At 63.8% G+C, this 15,407-nt stretch carries 13 protein-coding genes; 12 read left to right on the top strand and 1 reads right to left on the bottom strand.

The genetic code is table 11. From position 1 onward, the window contains the following. Positions 1 to 178 precede the first annotated feature (178 nt). The 10 genes from edd (at position 179) to AK81_RS03585 (ending at position 12,169) form a co-directional block, all read left to right on the top strand. Positions 179 to 2,005 (top strand): phosphogluconate dehydratase, encoded by a 1,827-nt coding sequence (gene edd, locus AK81_RS03630; protein WP_043196845.1) that lies wholly within the window; start codon positions 179 to 181, stop codon positions 2,003 to 2,005. Further along, positions 2,002 to 2,964 carry a glucokinase gene (locus tag AK81_RS03625; protein ID WP_043196843.1) on the top strand — a complete coding sequence of 321 codons (963 nt, stop codon included), beginning with the start codon at positions 2,002 to 2,004 and terminating at the stop codon, positions 2,962 to 2,964. Before edd ends, AK81_RS03625 begins: the two co-directional genes overlap by 4 nt. A gap of 153 nt (positions 2,965 to 3,117) precedes the next feature. Continuing rightward, on the top strand, positions 3,118 to 3,843 hold the full coding sequence (gltR, locus tag AK81_RS03620; protein WP_043196841.1) for a two-component system response regulator GltR: 726 nt from the start codon (positions 3,118 to 3,120) through the stop codon (positions 3,841 to 3,843). Then, positions 3,824 to 5,278 (top strand): ATP-binding protein, encoded by a 1,455-nt coding sequence (locus tag AK81_RS03615; RefSeq protein ID WP_043196839.1) that lies wholly within the window; start codon positions 3,824 to 3,826, stop codon positions 5,276 to 5,278. Before gltR ends, AK81_RS03615 begins: the two co-directional genes overlap by 20 nt. A gap of 145 nt (positions 5,279 to 5,423) precedes the next feature. Beyond that, the gene (locus tag AK81_RS03610) at positions 5,424 to 6,710 is read left to right on the top strand and encodes an ABC transporter substrate-binding protein (RefSeq protein ID WP_043196838.1); all 1,287 of its coding nucleotides are present in this window, start codon (positions 5,424 to 5,426) and stop codon (positions 6,708 to 6,710) included. Positions 6,711 to 6,907: 197 nt separating this feature from the next. Beyond that, positions 6,908 to 7,816, top strand: coding sequence for a carbohydrate ABC transporter permease (locus AK81_RS03605; protein ID WP_043196837.1), 909 nt, complete (start codon positions 6,908 to 6,910; stop codon positions 7,814 to 7,816). After that, on the top strand, positions 7,809 to 8,654 hold the full coding sequence (locus tag AK81_RS03600; protein WP_043196836.1) for a carbohydrate ABC transporter permease: 846 nt from the start codon (positions 7,809 to 7,811) through the stop codon (positions 8,652 to 8,654). The genes AK81_RS03605 and AK81_RS03600 overlap by 8 nt, the downstream gene beginning before the upstream one ends. A gap of 3 nt (positions 8,655 to 8,657) precedes the next feature. Further along, complete coding sequence (locus AK81_RS03595) at positions 8,658 to 9,812, top strand: ABC transporter ATP-binding protein (RefSeq protein WP_043196835.1); 1,155 nt, start codon at positions 8,658 to 8,660, stop codon at positions 9,810 to 9,812. A gap of 41 nt (positions 9,813 to 9,853) precedes the next feature. Next, a complete protein-coding gene (locus tag AK81_RS03590; RefSeq protein ID WP_043196834.1) occupies positions 9,854 to 11,197 on the top strand; it encodes a carbohydrate porin in 1,344 nt (447 codons plus the stop codon). 117 nt (positions 11,198 to 11,314) lie between these two features. Beyond that, positions 11,315 to 12,169: a D-hexose-6-phosphate mutarotase gene (locus AK81_RS03585; RefSeq protein ID WP_043196831.1), complete on the top strand. Its 855-nt coding sequence runs from the start codon at positions 11,315 to 11,317 to the stop codon at positions 12,167 to 12,169. Here AK81_RS03585 and hexR read toward each other — a convergent pair. Continuing rightward, positions 12,162 to 13,025: a DNA-binding transcriptional regulator HexR gene (gene hexR, locus AK81_RS03580; RefSeq protein WP_169725179.1), complete on the bottom strand. Its 864-nt coding sequence runs from the start codon at positions 13,023 to 13,025 to the stop codon at positions 12,162 to 12,164. The two genes, AK81_RS03585 and hexR, sit on opposite strands and share 8 nt — an antisense overlap. A 212-nt stretch (positions 13,026 to 13,237) precedes the next feature. Between hexR and zwf the strand changes: the two genes are divergently transcribed. Then, positions 13,238 to 14,707, top strand: a complete 1,470-nt coding sequence (gene zwf, locus AK81_RS03575) for a glucose-6-phosphate dehydrogenase (RefSeq protein WP_043196830.1) — start codon at positions 13,238 to 13,240, stop codon at positions 14,705 to 14,707. Further along, positions 14,694 to 15,407 carry a 6-phosphogluconolactonase gene (gene pgl / locus AK81_RS03570; protein ID WP_043196829.1) on the top strand — a complete coding sequence of 238 codons (714 nt, stop codon included), beginning with the start codon at positions 14,694 to 14,696 and terminating at the stop codon, positions 15,405 to 15,407. The genes zwf and pgl overlap by 14 nt, the downstream gene beginning before the upstream one ends.

The raw sequence follows: 15,407 nt of genomic DNA, 5'->3' as shown, positions 1-15,407 counted from the left end.
CACTGGGCGATAGAAAACAAGCCTTTTTAGTGGCAGTATTTTGTTTAAACATACAACGAGTGGTTGGGCGATGTGCTTCCACCGATGCAGCAGGCTCCTTACCTTGAGCCTAGGCCGCAATCGTTTGGAGGGGAAATGCCCGGTAAACCGCCCTTACAATTAGCCTGGAGTCCAGTACATGCATCCGCGCATCCTTGAGGTCACCCAGCGGCTGATCGAACGCAGCCGTGCCACCCGCGAACGCTACCTGCAGCTGATTCGCGGCGCGGCCAGTGAAGGCCCCATGCGTGCCAGCCTGCAGTGCGCCAACTTCGCCCATGGCGTGGCCGGCTGCGGCAGCGAGGACAAGCAGACTCTGCGCCTGATGAACGCGGCCAACGTGGCCATCGTCTCGGCCTACAACGACATGTTGTCTGCCCACCAGCCGTACCTGCACTTCCCCGAACAGATCAAGCAGGCCCTGCGCGAGGTCGGCTCGGTCGGCCAGTTCGCCGGTGGCGTGCCGGCCATGTGCGACGGCGTGACCCAGGGCGAGCCGGGCATGGAGCTGGCCATCGCCAGCCGCGAAGTCATCGCCATGTCCACGGCGGTAGCGCTGTCGCACAACATGTTCGACGCCGCGCTGATGCTGGGCATCTGCGACAAGATCGTCCCTGGCCTGATGATGGGTGCGCTGCGCTTCGGCCATCTGCCGACCATCTTCGTCCCGGGCGGGCCGATGGTGTCGGGCATTTCCAACAAGCAGAAGGCCGACGTGCGCCAGCGCTATGCAGAAGGCAAGGCCAGCCGTGAAGAGCTGCTGGAGTCGGAAATGAACTCCTACCACAGCCCGGGTACCTGCACCTTCTACGGCACCGCCAACACCAACCAGCTGGTGATGGAGGTGATGGGCCTGCACTTGCCGGGCGCTTCGTTCGTCAACCCGTACACCCCCCTGCGCGACGCACTCACCGCCGAGGCCGCGCAGCAGGTGACCCGCATGACCAAGGCCAGCGGCAGTTTCATGCCGCTGGGCGAAATCGTCGACGAGAAGGCACTGGTCAATTCCATCGTTGCCCTGCACGCCACGGGCGGCTCGACCAACCACACCCTGCACATCCCGGCGATTGCCCAGGCGGCAGGTATCCAGCTGACCTGGCAGGACATGGCCGACCTCTCCGAAGTGGTGCCGACCCTGTCCCACGTCTACCCCAACGGCAAGGCCGACATCAATCACTTCCAGGCCGCCGGTGGCATGGCCTTCCTGATTCGCGAACTGCTCGATGCCGGGCTGCTGCACGAAGACGTCAACACCGTGGCCGGCCACGGCCTGCGCCGCTACACCCAGGAGCCGTTCCTCGACAATGGCCAACTGGTATGGCGTGAAGGGCCGCAACAGAGCCTGGACGAAAGCATCCTGCGCCCGGTGGCGCGGCCGTTCTCGGCTGAAGGCGGCCTGCGGGTGATGGAAGGCAACCTGGGCCGTGGCGTGATGAAGGTTTCTGCCGTAGCCCCCGAGCACCAAGTGGTCGAGGCCCCGGCGCTGGTGTTCCACGACCAGCAGTCGCTGGCCGATGCGTTCAAGGCCGGCGAGCTGGAGCGTGACTTTGTCGCCGTGGTGCGCTTCCAGGGCCCGCGTTGCAACGGCATGCCCGAATTGCACAAGCTCACACCGTTCCTCGGTGTGCTGCAGGACCGTGGCTACAAGGTAGCGCTGGTTACCGACGGGCGCATGTCCGGTGCCTCGGGCAAGATCCCTGCTGCCATCCACGTTTGCCCTGAGGCGTATGACGGCGGCCCGCTGGCGCGGGTGCGCGATGGTGATATCGTGCGAGTCGATGGTGTCGAAGGCACGTTGCGGGTGATGGTGTCGGCCGAAGAACTGGCCAGCCGGGACCTGCCGCCGGCCCCCCAGGGCAACGACCTGGGCTGCGGCCGTGAGCTGTTCGGCTTCATGCGCATGGCGTTCAGCCCGGCAGAGCAGGGCGCCAGTGCGTTCACCTCGGCCCTGGAGCACCTCAAATGAAGGACCTGCTGGTTGGCGACATCGGTGGCACCAATGCCCGTTTTGCGTTGTGGCGTGACAACCAGCTGCATGAGGTAAAAGTCTTCGCCACTGCGGATTACACCAGCCCGGAGCAGGCCATCGAGGTTTACCTCGAAGGCCAAGGCATCGCCCGCGGCGGGTTGGCGGCTGTATGCCTGGCGGTAGCCGGGCCGGTCGATGGCGATGAATTTCGCTTTACCAACAACCATTGGCGCCTGAGCCGTACGGCTTTCTGCAAGACCTTGCAGGTCGAGCGGCTGTTGCTGATCAACGACTTCACCGCCATGGCGCTGGGCATGACCCGCCTGCGCGAAGGGGAGTACCGCGAGGTGTGCCCCGGTCAGGCTGACCCGTTGCGGCCTGCGTTGGTGATTGGGCCTGGCACTGGCCTGGGCGTCGGTTCGCTGCTGCGCCTGGGTGAACATCACTGGCAAGCCTTGCCGGGGGAGGGCGGCCATGTCGACCTGCCGGTGGGCAATGCCCGCGAAGCGGCGATCCACCAGCAGATCCACGGGCAGATCGGCCATGTCAGTGCCGAGACCGTGCTCAGTGGCGGTGGCCTGGTGCGGCTGTACCAGGCAATCTGTGCGCTGGATGGCGACACACCCAGGCACAAGACCCCAGCGCAGATTACCGACGCCGCGCTGGGCGGCGAGCCCCGGGCGCTGGCGGTGGTCGAGCAGTTCTGCCGGTTCCTTGGGCGTGTGGCGGGTAACAACGTGCTCACGCTGGGGGCGCGAGGTGGGGTCTATATTGTCGGCGGCGTGATTCCGCGTTTTGCCGAGCTGTTCCTGCGTAGCGGGTTTGCTGCGAGTTTTGCCGACAAGGGCTGCATGAGTGGCTATTTCGCGGGCGTGCCGGTGTGGCTGGTGACGGCAGAGTTTTCCGGGTTGCTGGGCTCTGGTGTGGCCTTGCAGCAGGCTTTGGATCATAGCTAGGCGTAAGGGGGCCGCTGCGCGGCCCATCGCGACACAAGGCCGCTCCTACAGGGACCGCGCAGTGTGTAGGAGCGGCCTTGCGTCGCGATGGGGCGCGAAGCGGCCCCAATAACAGGCATCCAAGACCTGTAACTGACAAGAGGAAGGACCACCTTGAGCACTGCCGGCAAATCGATCCTGATGGTCGACGACGACCAGGAAATCCGCGAACTGCTGCAAACCTACCTGAGCCGCTCCGGCTTCCAGGTGCATGCCGAAGCCGATGGAAAGGGCTTTCGTCACGCGCTGGAAACCACCCCCTGCGACCTGGTCATCCTCGACGTCATGCTGCCCGACGAAGACGGCTTCAGCCTGTGCCGCTGGGTGCGTCAGCACCCGCGCCAGGCACGGGTGCCGATCATCATGCTCACTGCCAGCTCCGATGAAGCCGACCGGGTCATCGGCCTGGAACTGGGCGCTGACGACTACCTGGGCAAACCGTTCAGCCCTCGCGAACTGCAAGCAAGGATCAAGGCCCTGCTGCGCCGCGCCGAATTCGGCCAGTCGGCGCCGGGCAGTGCCGTGCTGGCCTTCGACGACTGGCGCCTGGACACGGTCAGCCACCGTCTGTTCCACCACGACGGTGAAGAGGTGATTCTGTCCGGCGCCGACTTCGCCCTGCTCAAGCTGTTCCTCGACCATCCGCAGCAGATTCTCGACCGCGACACCATCGGCAACGCCACCCGTGGTCGCGAGCCGATGCCGCTGGACCGCATCGTCGACATGGCGGTCAGCCGCTTGCGCCAGCGCCTGCGCGACACCGACAAGCCCCCCCGGCTGATCCGCACGGTGCGTGGCAGCGGCTACCTGTTGGCGGCGCATGTCTGCAGTGCGCCCTGAGCGGCGCTGGCGCCTGCTGCCACGCTCGCTACTGGGGCGCATGCTGCTGCTGACCCTGTTGGTGGTGCTGCTGGCCCAAGGTTTGTCGAGCATCATCTGGGTGGCCCAGTTGCGCGCCAGCCAGCTGCAGGGCCTGCGCGCCAGCGCCAGCAGCCTGGCCCATTCCATGAGTGCCAGTGTCAGTTACTTCCGCTCGTTGCCGGTGGCCTATCGGCCGATGGTGCTCGACCAGTTGCGTAGCATGGGCGGCACGCGCTTTTTCGTCTCGCTCAACGCCAAGCCGCTGGACATGCAGGTGCTGCCCATCACCCCACGCAAGCAGGCAGTGATCGATGTGTTCCAGCAGGTGCTGCACGAACGGCTGGGCTCGCAGATGGATATTTCCGTTGAGTTCGTCGCGCCCGACGAGCTGCGCATTTTCAACAGCGGCCTGAAACTCGACGAGCTGCCAAGCTCCTGGGCGCATTACTCGCTGACCCTGGAGCCGCTCAAGCCGCCGGTACTGGTGACGCAGATCCGCCTGGGCGAGGGCGAGTGGCTGTACATTGCCTCGCTGCTGCCCGAGCCCTATACCAGCCTTGAGGCCGAACGCCTGCCACGCCAGCAGATCGGTTTCATCGTGCTCACCACCGCCTTGCTGCTGTTGTTCATCGGTTTGCTGGTGCACTGGCAGAGCTGGCCGCTCAAGCGCCTGGCGCGCGCTGCGCGGGAGATGTCGCTGGGCGCGGATGTGGCGCCAGTCGCTGAAGGCGGTGGCAGCGAGGTGGTCGAGGTAAGCCGGGCGTTCAACAGCATGCGTGAGCGTATCAGCCGCTACCTGACCGAACGCAGCCAGCTGTTCAGCGCCATCTCCCACGACCTGCGCACGCCGATCACCCGCCTGCGCCTGCGTGTCGAACTGCTGGAGGACGAGCGCCTGCAGGCCAAGTTCAGCCAGGACCTGGACGAGCTGGAGCTGCTGGTCAAAGGTGCGTTGCAGTGCGTGAAGGACACCGATATCCACGAGAACATAGAGCCGGTCGACCTCAACCAGGTGCTGGAGATTCTGGCCGAGCCTTATCTGCGTGATGGCCGCATCACGGTCGAAGGCCGGGCGCTGGCGCCTTACCCAGGCAAGCCGCTGGCGCTGCGACGCTGCATCGGCAACCTGATCGACAACGCCATCAAGTACGGCGAGCGGGCACGGCTGCGCATCATCGACAGTGCCGAGGGCTTTGTGCTGCAGGTGGACGACCAGGGGCCGGGGGTGCCGCAGCAGCAGCTGGAGCAGGTGTTCGAGCCGCATTTCCGGCTGGCCGGGCAGCAGCAGGGGTATGGGCTGGGGTTGGGGATTGCGCGCAACATTGCCCACAGCCATGGGGGCGAGGTGAGCTTGCTGAACCTGCGCGAGGGCGGGTTGCGGGTGACCTTGTACCTGCCGCGGGGTTTGGACTGAATTGTTGTGCTGCCGTCACCGGCAATGTAACCAAACGATGACATTCACGCATCGCTTCGTTACCTGGCGGGGCGGGCACGCTGTTTAGACTCCATGCAACGCAAGCGACCGACTTGCACGGCATAACAACAAGAAAGGTGCTTCGATGAATCCCACGCTCCGTCTCGCTGCCGCAATTTCCCTGGCTTCCTTACTCCCGCTCAGTGCCCAGGCTGCCGAACCCAAAGGCAGTGTCGAGGTGGTGCACTGGTGGACCTCCGGGGGTGAAAAAGCGGCTGTCGATGTGCTCAAGGCACAGGTCGAGAAAGACGGCTTTACGTGGAAGGATGGCGCCGTCGCTGGCGGTGGCGGTGCCACGGCCATGACCGTGCTCAAGAGCCGCGCCGTAGCCGGCAACCCGCCGGGTGTCGCACAGATCAAAGGGCCAGACATCCAGGACTGGGCGGCCACCGGCCTGCTCGACGGCGATGTACTCAAGGATGTGGCCCAAGAGGAAAAGTGGGACGCATTGCTCGACAAGAAAGTCGCCGACACCGTGAAGTACGACGGCGATTATGTCGCCGTGCCGGTAAACATCCACCGTACCAATTGGCTGTGGATCAACCCCGAAGTCTTCAAGAAAGCTGGCATCGACAAGGCGCCCACCACCCTCGACGAATTCTACGCTGCTGCCGACAAGCTCAAGGCTGCCGGTTTCATCCCGCTCGCCCATGGCGGTCAGCCGTGGCAGGACAGCACGGTGTTCGAAAGTGTGGTGCTGTCGGTAATGGGGACAGACGGCTACAAGAAGGCCATGGTCGACCTCGACAGCGCCGCCCTGACCGGCCCGGACATGGTCCGGGCGCTGACCGAACTGAAAAGGGTCGCCACCTATATGGACCCGGATGGCAAAGGCCAGGACTGGAACCTGGAAGCGGCCAAGGTCATCAACGGCAAGGCCGGCATGCAGATCATGGGCGACTGGGCCAAGAGCGAATGGACCTTGGCGCAGAAAACCGCCGGCAAGGATTACCAGTGCGTGCCGTTCCCCGGCACCGAGAAGGCCTTCCTCTACAACATCGACTCGCTGGTGGTGTTCAAGCAGAACAACGCCGGCACCTCTGCCGGCCAGCAGGACATTGCCCGCAAGGTGCTGGGCCAGGACTTCCAGAAGGTCTTCAGCAGCAACAAAGGGTCGATCCCGGTGCGTAACGACATGCTCGCCGACATGGGCAAGTATGGCTTCGATGCCTGCGCGCAGGCGTCAGCCAGGGACTTCCTGGCCGACGCCAAAACTGGCGGCCTGCAGCCGAGCATGGCGCACAACATGGCCACCACGCTGGCCGTGCAGGGCGCATTCTTCGATGTGGTGACCAACTACATCAACGACCCCAAGGCCGACCCGGCCGATGCGGCGAAGAAGCTGGCGGCGGCGATCAAGTCTGCCCAATAAAGCGACGTCAGGCCCGTGCGGGCTGGTTGTGGGAGCGGCCTTGCGTCGCGATAGGACCGCGAAGCGGTCCCAAAACCAGGCCGCGTAGTCCTTTCAGAGCAGCTTCGTTCATCAGGCCCCCGGGGCTGCTGCGCAGCCCTTTCGCGACACAAGGCCGCTCCCACAAAAAGCGTGCGGCGGCGCCTTTGAGGTGAACCATGACCACAACTACCGCCCAACTGCGGGCCTCACCCCTGGACGCGCTTCAGCGCTGGCTGCCCAAGCTGGTGCTGGCGCCCAGCATGCTCATCATCCTGGTGGGCTTCTACGGCTACATCCTCTGGACCTTCGTACTGTCCTTCACCACCTCGACCTTTCTGCCCACCTACAAGTGGGCCGGCCTTGCGCAATACGCCCGGCTGTTCGACAACGACCGCTGGTGGGTGGCAAGCAAGAACCTGCTGCTGTTTGGTGGCCTGTTCATCGCCATCAGCCTGGCCATCGGTGTGTTGCTGGCGGTGCTGCTGGACCAGCGCATTCGCCGCGAGGGCTTCATCCGCACCATTTACCTGTACCCCATGGCGCTGTCGATGATCGTCACCGGCACCGCCTGGAAGTGGCTGCTCAACCCCGGCATGGGCCTGGACAAGTTGTTGCGCGACTGGGGCTGGGAGGGCTTTCGCCTGGACTGGCTGATCGACCCCGACCGGGTGGTGTATTGCTTGGTGATCGCGGCCGTGTGGCAGGCCTCGGGCTTCATCATGGCGATGTTCCTCGCCGGCCTGCGTGGCGTCGACCCGTCGATCATCCGCGCGGCGCAGATGGATGGCGCCAGCCTGCCGCGCATCTACTGGACCGTGGTGCTGCCCAGCCTGCGCCCGGTGTTCTTCAGTGCACTGATGATCCTTTCGCACATTGCCATCAAGAGTTTCGACCTGGTGGCGGCGATGACCGCGGGCGGCCCGGGCTACTCGTCCGACCTGCCGGCAATGTTCATGTACTCGTTCACCTTCAGCCGCGGCCAGATGGGCATGGGCTCGGCCAGCGCCATCCTCATGCTCGGGGCGATCCTGGCGATCCTCGTGCCGTACCTGTACTCGGAGCTGCGGAGCAAACGCCATGCATAGCCCTGTCGACAAACCGGCGCTCAGCCTGAGCCGCATCGCCATCCACGCGGTGTTGCTGATCGCTGTGCTGCTGTACCTGGTGCCGCTGGTGGTGATGCTGCTGACCAGCTTCAAGAGCCCCGAAGACATCAGCACAGGTAACTTGCTGAGCTGGCCGACGGTGATTACCGGCATTGGCTGGGTCAAGGCCTGGGGCACGGTCAGCGGTTACTTCTGGAACTCGATCATGATCACCGTGCCAGCGGTGCTGATCTCCACCACCATTGGCGCGCTGAACGGCTATGTGCTGTCGATGTGGCGTTTCCGTGGTTCGCAGCTGTTCTTCGGCCTGCTGCTGTTCGGCTGCTTCCTGCCCTTCCAGACCGTGCTACTGCCGGCCTCGTTCACCCTCGGCAAGTTGGGCCTGGCCAGCACCACCGGCGGCCTGGTGCTGGTGCACGTGGTCTACGGCCTGGCCTTTACCACGCTGTTTTTCCGCAACTTCTACGTGAGCATCCCTGATGCGCTGGTGAAGGCCGCGCGCCTCGACGGTGCCGGCTTCTTCACCATCTTCCGGCGCATCATCCTGCCGATGTCCACGCCCATCATCATGGTTTGCCTGATCTGGCAGTTCACCCAGATCTGGAACGACTTCCTGTTCGGCGTGGTGTTTTCCAGCGGTGATTCGCAACCGATCACCGTGGCCCTGAACAACCTGGTCAACACCAGCACCGGGGCCAAGGAATACAACGTCGACATGGCGGCAGCGATGATCGCCGGCCTGCCAACCCTGCTGGTGTACGTGGTGGCAGGCAAATATTTCGTCCGCGGGCTGACGGCCGGCGCGGTAAAGGGGTAAGTCATGGCAACGCTCGAACTTCGCAATGTGAACAAGACCTACGGCAGCGGCCTGCCGGACACCCTCAAGGACATCCAGCTGTCGATCAAGGATGGCGAGTTCCTGATCCTGGTCGGCCCCTCTGGCTGTGGCAAATCGACCTTGATGAACTGCATCGCCGGCCTGGAGCAGATCACCGGCGGTGCGATCCTCATCGATGAGCAGGACGTCAGTGGCATGAGCCCCAAGGACCGTGACATCGCCATGGTCTTCCAGTCTTACGCGCTGTACCCCACCATGAGCGTGCGCGAGAACATCGAATTCGGCCTGAAGATCCGCAAGATGCCGCAGGCGGCCATCGACGAAGAAGTGACGCGAGTGGCCAAGCTGCTGCAAATCGAGCACCTGCTGGCGCGCAAGCCGGCACAACTGTCCGGTGGCCAGCAGCAACGGGTAGCCATGGGCCGGGCGCTGGCGCGACGGCCGAAGATCTACCTGTTCGATGAACCGCTGTCCAACCTCGACGCCAAGCTGCGGGTGGAGATGCGCACCGAAATGAAACTGATGCACCAGCGCCTGAAGACCACCACCGTGTACGTCACCCATGACCAGATCGAGGCCATGACCCTGGGTGACAAGGTGGCGGTGATGAAGGACGGCATCATTCAGCAGTTCGGCACCCCGCAGCAGATCTACAACGACCCGGCCAACCAGTTTGTCGCCAGTTTCATCGGTTCGCCGCCGATGAACTTCATTCCGGGGCGTTTGGCCAGGCAGGATGGCCGCTGGCTGGCGCTGCTGGACAGCGGCCAGGCGCGCTGCGAGTTGCCGCTGGGGCTGGCGGCTGACGAACTGGATGGCCGCGAGATCATCCTGGGCATCCGCCCTGAGCAGATCGCCCTGGGCGCTGCAGAGGGCAATGGTTTGCCGGCTATTCGCGCCGAGGTGCAGGTTACCGAACCTACCGGCCCGGACCTGCTGGTGTTCGTCACCCTCAACCAGACCAAGGTGTGTTGCCGCCTGGCGCCGGATGTGGCGTGCCGTGTAGGTGACACCCTCAACCTGCAATTCGACCCGGCCCGGGTGCTGCTGTTCGACGCCGACAGTGGCGAGCGCTTACACCTGGCCAGCACGGGCGCAACCGCAAAGGACAACGTGGCTCACTTCAAAGGCCGTTGACTCGTCTACACCATCAATAAGAAAAAAGAGGACGCAAAGGGATGGAACAGCGCAAACGTATCAGGACATTGGGCTCGCTGGCTTTGCTCGCCGTTGTCGGCAGCAGCGGCGCGCAGGCTGCCGAGGCCTTTTCCAGCGAATCGAAATGGATGACCGGCGACTGGGGCGGCACCCGTACCGAGCTGCTGGACAAGGGCTACGACTTCACCCTCGACTACGTCGGCGAGGTGGCTGGCAACCTGCACGGCGGCTACAACGACGACAAGACTGCACGCTACAGCGACCAGTTTGCCCTTGGCGCACACCTGGATTTGCAGAAGATCTTCGGTTGGCACGATGCCGAGTTCAAGCTGGCGATCACCGAGCGCAGCGGCCGCAACCTGTCCAACGACCGCATCAGCGACCCGCGGGCCGGGCAGTTCAGCTCGGTGCAGGAAGTGTGGGGCCGCGGCCAGACCTGGCGCCTGACCCAGATGTGGATCAAGCAGAAGTACTTCGACGGCGCGCTGGACGTGAAGTTCGGTCGCTTCGGCGAGGGCGAGGACTTCAACAGCTTCCCCTGCGACTTCCAGAACCTGGCCTTCTGTGGCTCCCAGGTGGGCAACTGGGTGGGCGGCATCTGGTACAACTGGCCGGTCAGCCAGTGGGCGCTGCGGGTGAAATACAACATCACCCCGGAATTCTTCGTACAGGTCGGCGCCTTCGAGCAGAACCCCTCCAACCTGGAAACCGGCAACGGCTTCAAGCTCAGCGGCAGCGGCACCAAGGGGGCGATATTGCCGGTGGAAGCGGTGTGGTCGCCCAAGGTCAACGGCCTGCCGGGCGAGTACCGCCTGGGCTACTACTACAGCACGGCCAAGGCCGACGATGTGTTCGACGACGTCAACGGCAACCCGCAGGCGCTGAGCGGCGGGGCCTTCAAGTCGCATTCCAGCAAGCACGGTTGGTGGGTAGTGGCGCAGCAGCAGGTCACTGCCCAAGGTGGCGACGTCAACCGAGGCCTCAGCCTGTTCGCCAACTTCACCGTGCACGACAAGGCTACCAACGTGGTCGATAACTACCAGCAGGTGGGGCTGGTCTACAAAGGCGCCTTCGACGCCAGGCCCAAGGATGACATCGGCTTCGGTGTGGCGCGTATTCATGTGAATGACGACGTTAAGAAGCGCGCTGAACTGCTCAACGCCCAGAGCGGTATCAACGATTACGACAACCCAGGCTTCGTGCCGCTGCAACGCACCGAGTACAACGCCGAGCTCTATTACGGCTTCCACGTCACCAACTGGCTGACCGTGCGGCCCAACCTGCAGTACATCAAGAGCCCGGGCGGGGTGGATGAAGTGGACAACGCGCTGGTCGCAGGCTTGAAGATTCAGTCGTCATTCTGAGGGCATTTGTTGTAAATTTACGCCAATCCCTTTTCGGTTCCCGGCATCCACTGGCCTGCAGTGGTTGTCGGGGATAGGCCGAGACAGCGCTATCTCAAACAACAAGAGCTCTGAACCATGCCCGAACATCCGCTCCATCGCTTCTTTTCCTCGCAGCGGCCAAGGCCGACATTCGAGTGGGAGCGTTACCAGCAGCGCGATGTGCTGATCATCGATCACCCCCGTTGCCAGGCGGTGTTCAGCCGCCAGGGTGCGCAGCTGCTGCACTTTCAGCCGGCAGGTGAACGGCCGTGGCTGTGGTGCGCCGAGCAGTGGCCGCAGGTGGGGGCCATACGTGGCGGCGTGCCGGTGTGCTGGCCGTGGTATGGCCGCCACCCCAGCGAGGACCTGTGGCCGGCCCATGGCTGGGCGCGCCTGCTGGACTGGAAGCTGGTGGACAGCCGCGAAGACGAGGAGGGCGTGACCTTGAAGTGGCGCCTGGACCTGTGCGACTGGCAGGTCGACCTGCACGCAAGGCTAGGTAGCCGGATGGAGCTGAGCCTGAGCACCGAGCACCAGGACAGCGAACCCTGCCAGCTGAGCCATGCGCTGCTGGCCTACTGGCGTATCAGCGACGTGTCCGAGATAGCGCTGTCTGGGCTGGAGGATATCGAAGGTTACGACCGCCTCAACCGCCAGGCCTGCCGTGAAGAGGGCGCGCTGAAGCTCAAGGGCGGCTGTCAGAAGGTGTACCCGGGCACGCCGCGGGTGCAACTGCAGGACCCGGCCTGGCAGCGCGAGCTGTGCATCGATACCGGCGACAGCGACGACACCGTGGTCTGGCACCCGGGCAACCGACCGCTGATGGGCGTGACTGGCCGCGAAAGCCAGCGCTTTGTCTGCGTCGAGGCTGCCAGCGGCAGTGGCGAGGGCCTGAGCCTGGCGCCGGGGCAGCGCGCGCACCTGCGCCTGCAGGCGCACCGGCTCAGTTGAGTTCGTCGTCCTCGATCGGGTAGCGGCTGGCGTTCAGGCTTTCCTTGATCTTGCGCAGGTGCGGCTGGAAGTCGACGCCGCGGCGCAGGGTCATGCCGGTGGCCAGTACATCAAGCACCGTCAGCTGGATGATCCGCGAGGTCATCGGCATGTAGATGTCGGTGTCCTCCGGCAACGGAATGTGCAGGCTCAGGCTGCAGGCGTTGGCCAGCGGCGAGCCGGCGGCGGTCAGGCCCAGCACCGAGGCGCCGTTTTCACGGGCCAGGCGGGCCACTTCGACCAGTTCGCGGGTGCGCCCGGTGTAGGAAATGATCACGAACAGGTCGCCGGTGTGGGCCACCGAGGCCAGCATGCGTTGCATCAGCACATCGGCGTGGGCCGACACCGCCAGGTTGAAACGGAAGAACTTGTGCTGGGCGTCCAGGGCCACCGGGGCCGAGGCGCCCAGGCCGAAGAAGTGGATCTGCCGGGCCTGGATCATCATGTCCACGGCGCGGCTGACCTGCTGAGGGTCCAGCTGTTGGCAGGCGCCGTCGAGCGAGGCGATGGCACTGGCGAAGATCTTCTGGGTGTAGGCAGCCGGGTCATCGTCGGCCTCTACTGCGCGGCTGACGTAGGCGGCGCCGCTGGCCAGGCTCTGCGCCAGTTGCAGCTTGAGTTCGGGGTAGCCGCTGACGCCGAACGAGCGGCAGAAACGGTTGACGGTAGGTTCGCTCACCTTGGCCGCCTGGGCCAGCGCAGCAATGCTGAAACGGGTGGCTTGTTGCGGGTTGAGCAGGATGACTTCGGCGACTTTGCGTTCGGCCTTGTTCAGCTCGTCGAGGCGTCCCTGGATCTGCTCCAGGAGGTTTCGCACGCGGTCCATGGGTGTGTCCTTGGGTCGGGAAGACAGCCGGCTGACGAAGCAGCAGGCTTTTTGCACGGTCGTCTATCGTACTTGTCGGTGCGGGTGGCGCACCACTTGTCTGTAATACTTGTGTGTAATGTTGTGGTTTTTACTACATTATCCCTTGAAAACCGTATTCGAAAGCGGTATTCCTAGACCAACTTTAGGAAAGAACCTACATCATGGCTGCGATCAGTGTCGATCCTTGCACGTTTGCCCTGTTTGGCGCCTTAGGCGACCTGGCATTGCGCAAGCTGTTTCCTGCGCTCTACCAGCTCGACCGGGCCAACCTGCTGCACCCGGACACCCGCCTGCTGGCGCTGGCCCGCGAGGCAGGCAGCGCACAGGAGCACCTGAACAGCATCGAAGCCCACCTGCGCCGGCATGTGTCCGAGGCCGATATCGAGCCTGCTGCATTGGGCCGCTTCCTCGCGCGGTTGAGCTACCAGCACCTGGACTTCCTGCAACCTGAGGGTTACCAGGCCCTGGCCGAGCAGTTGCCGGGCGACCTGCCGCTGATCGCTTACTTCGCCACGGCGGCAGCGGTGTACGGGGCCATTTGCGAAAACCTCGACAACGCCGGGCTGGCCCCGCGTACCCGGGTGGTACTGGAAAAGCCCATCGGCCACGACCTGGAGTCGTCGCGCCGGGTCAACGATGCCGTGGCGCGGTTCTTCCCCGAAAACCGGGTTTACCGTATCGACCACTACCTGGGCAAGGAGACGGTGCAGAACCTGATTGCCCTGCGGTTCGCCAATAGCTTGTTCGAAACCCAGTGGAACCAGAATTCCATCTCCCACGTGGAGATCACTGTCGCCGAAAAGGTCGGTATCGAAGGCCGCTGGGGTTACTTTGACAAGGCCGGCCAACTGCGCGACATGATCCAGAACCACCTGCTGCAGTTGCTGTGCCTGATCGCCATGGACCCGCCCAGCGAGCTGTCCGCCGATGCCATTCGTGACGAGAAAGTGAAGGTGCTAAAGGCCCTGGCACCGATCACGGGCGAGGGTTTGAGCACCCAAGTGGTGCGTGGTCAGTACATTGCCGGCTACAGCGAGGGCAAGCCGGTGCCTGGCTACCTTGAGGAAGACAATGCCAACGCCCGCAGCGACACGGAAACCTTCGTCGCCCTGCGTGCCGACATCCGCAACTGGCGCTGGTCGGGCGTGCCGTTCTACCTGCGCACCGGCAAGCGCATGCCGCAGAAGCTGTCGCAGATCGTCATCCACTTCAAGGAAACGCCGCACTACATCTTCGCCCCGGAACAACGTTTGCAAATCGGTAACAAGCTGATCATTCGCCTGCAACCGGACGAAGGCATTTCTTTACGGGTGATGACCAAGGAGCAGGGCCTGGATAAAGGCATGCAACTGCGCAGCGGCCCGTTGCAGCTTAATTTTTCCGACACCTGGCGCAGCACGCGGATTCCGGATGCCTACGAACGCCTGTTGCTCGAAGTGATGCGCGGCAACCAGAACCTGTTCGTGCGCAAGGACGAAATTGAATATGCCTGGAAGTGGTGCGACCAGTTGATCGCTGGCTGGCGTAATGCGGGCGATGCGCCCAAGCCTTACGCGGCGGGCTCCTGGGGGCCGATGAGCTCGATTGCATTGATCACTCGCGATGGGAGGGCGTGGTATGGGGATATCTGAACTGAAGTTGCCGGCAGCCGTGAAGGTTCACGACCTGGCGGACGCCAAGACGCTGGCTGCAACCCTGGCCCATGACGTGGCTGAACGCCTTCGTGCAGCCATTGCTGCCAAGGGCCAGGCCTGCGTGGTGCTGTCCGGTGGCCGCAGCCCGGTGCCATTCCTTGAGCAGCTGGCCAGTGAAAACCTGGACTGGGCCAAGGTCACCGTCAGCCTGGCCGATGAGCGCTGGGTGCCGGTGGAGCACGCTGATAGCAACGCTGGCCTGTTGGCCCGCCACCTGCTCAAGGGTGCGGCGGCCAAGGCCCGCTTTGTTGGCCTGTACCAGCAGGCGGAGAACCTTGAGGCCGCTGCCCTCAAGGCAGACCAGGCCTTGGCCGGGCTGCCGCCGATCGACGTGCTGGTGCTGGGCATGGGTGACGATGGCCATACCGCCTCGCTATTCCCCGCCAGCCCCAACCTGGAAGCAGGCCTGGACCTTGCCGGCCCGCGTCGCTGCCTGCCGTTGCTGGCGCCGAGCGTGCCCCACCAGCGCCTGTCGATGACCCGTTCGCTGCTGGCCAGCGCCGCCTTCATCGCGCTGTCCGTGCAAGGGCCGGGCAAACTCGCTACCCTGCGCGCCGCGCTGGCTGGCAACGACCTTACTGAAATGCCGATTCGCGCTTTTCTTCACGACCCCCTGGACATCTACTGGTGCCCATGA

This window comes from Pseudomonas putida W15Oct28 (assembly GCF_000708715.2).
Lineage (GTDB): Bacteria > Pseudomonadota > Gammaproteobacteria > Pseudomonadales > Pseudomonadaceae > Aquipseudomonas > Aquipseudomonas putida_R.
Note: the sequence above shows the minus strand (reverse complement) of the source record. Positions and strands in the feature narration are given on the sequence as shown.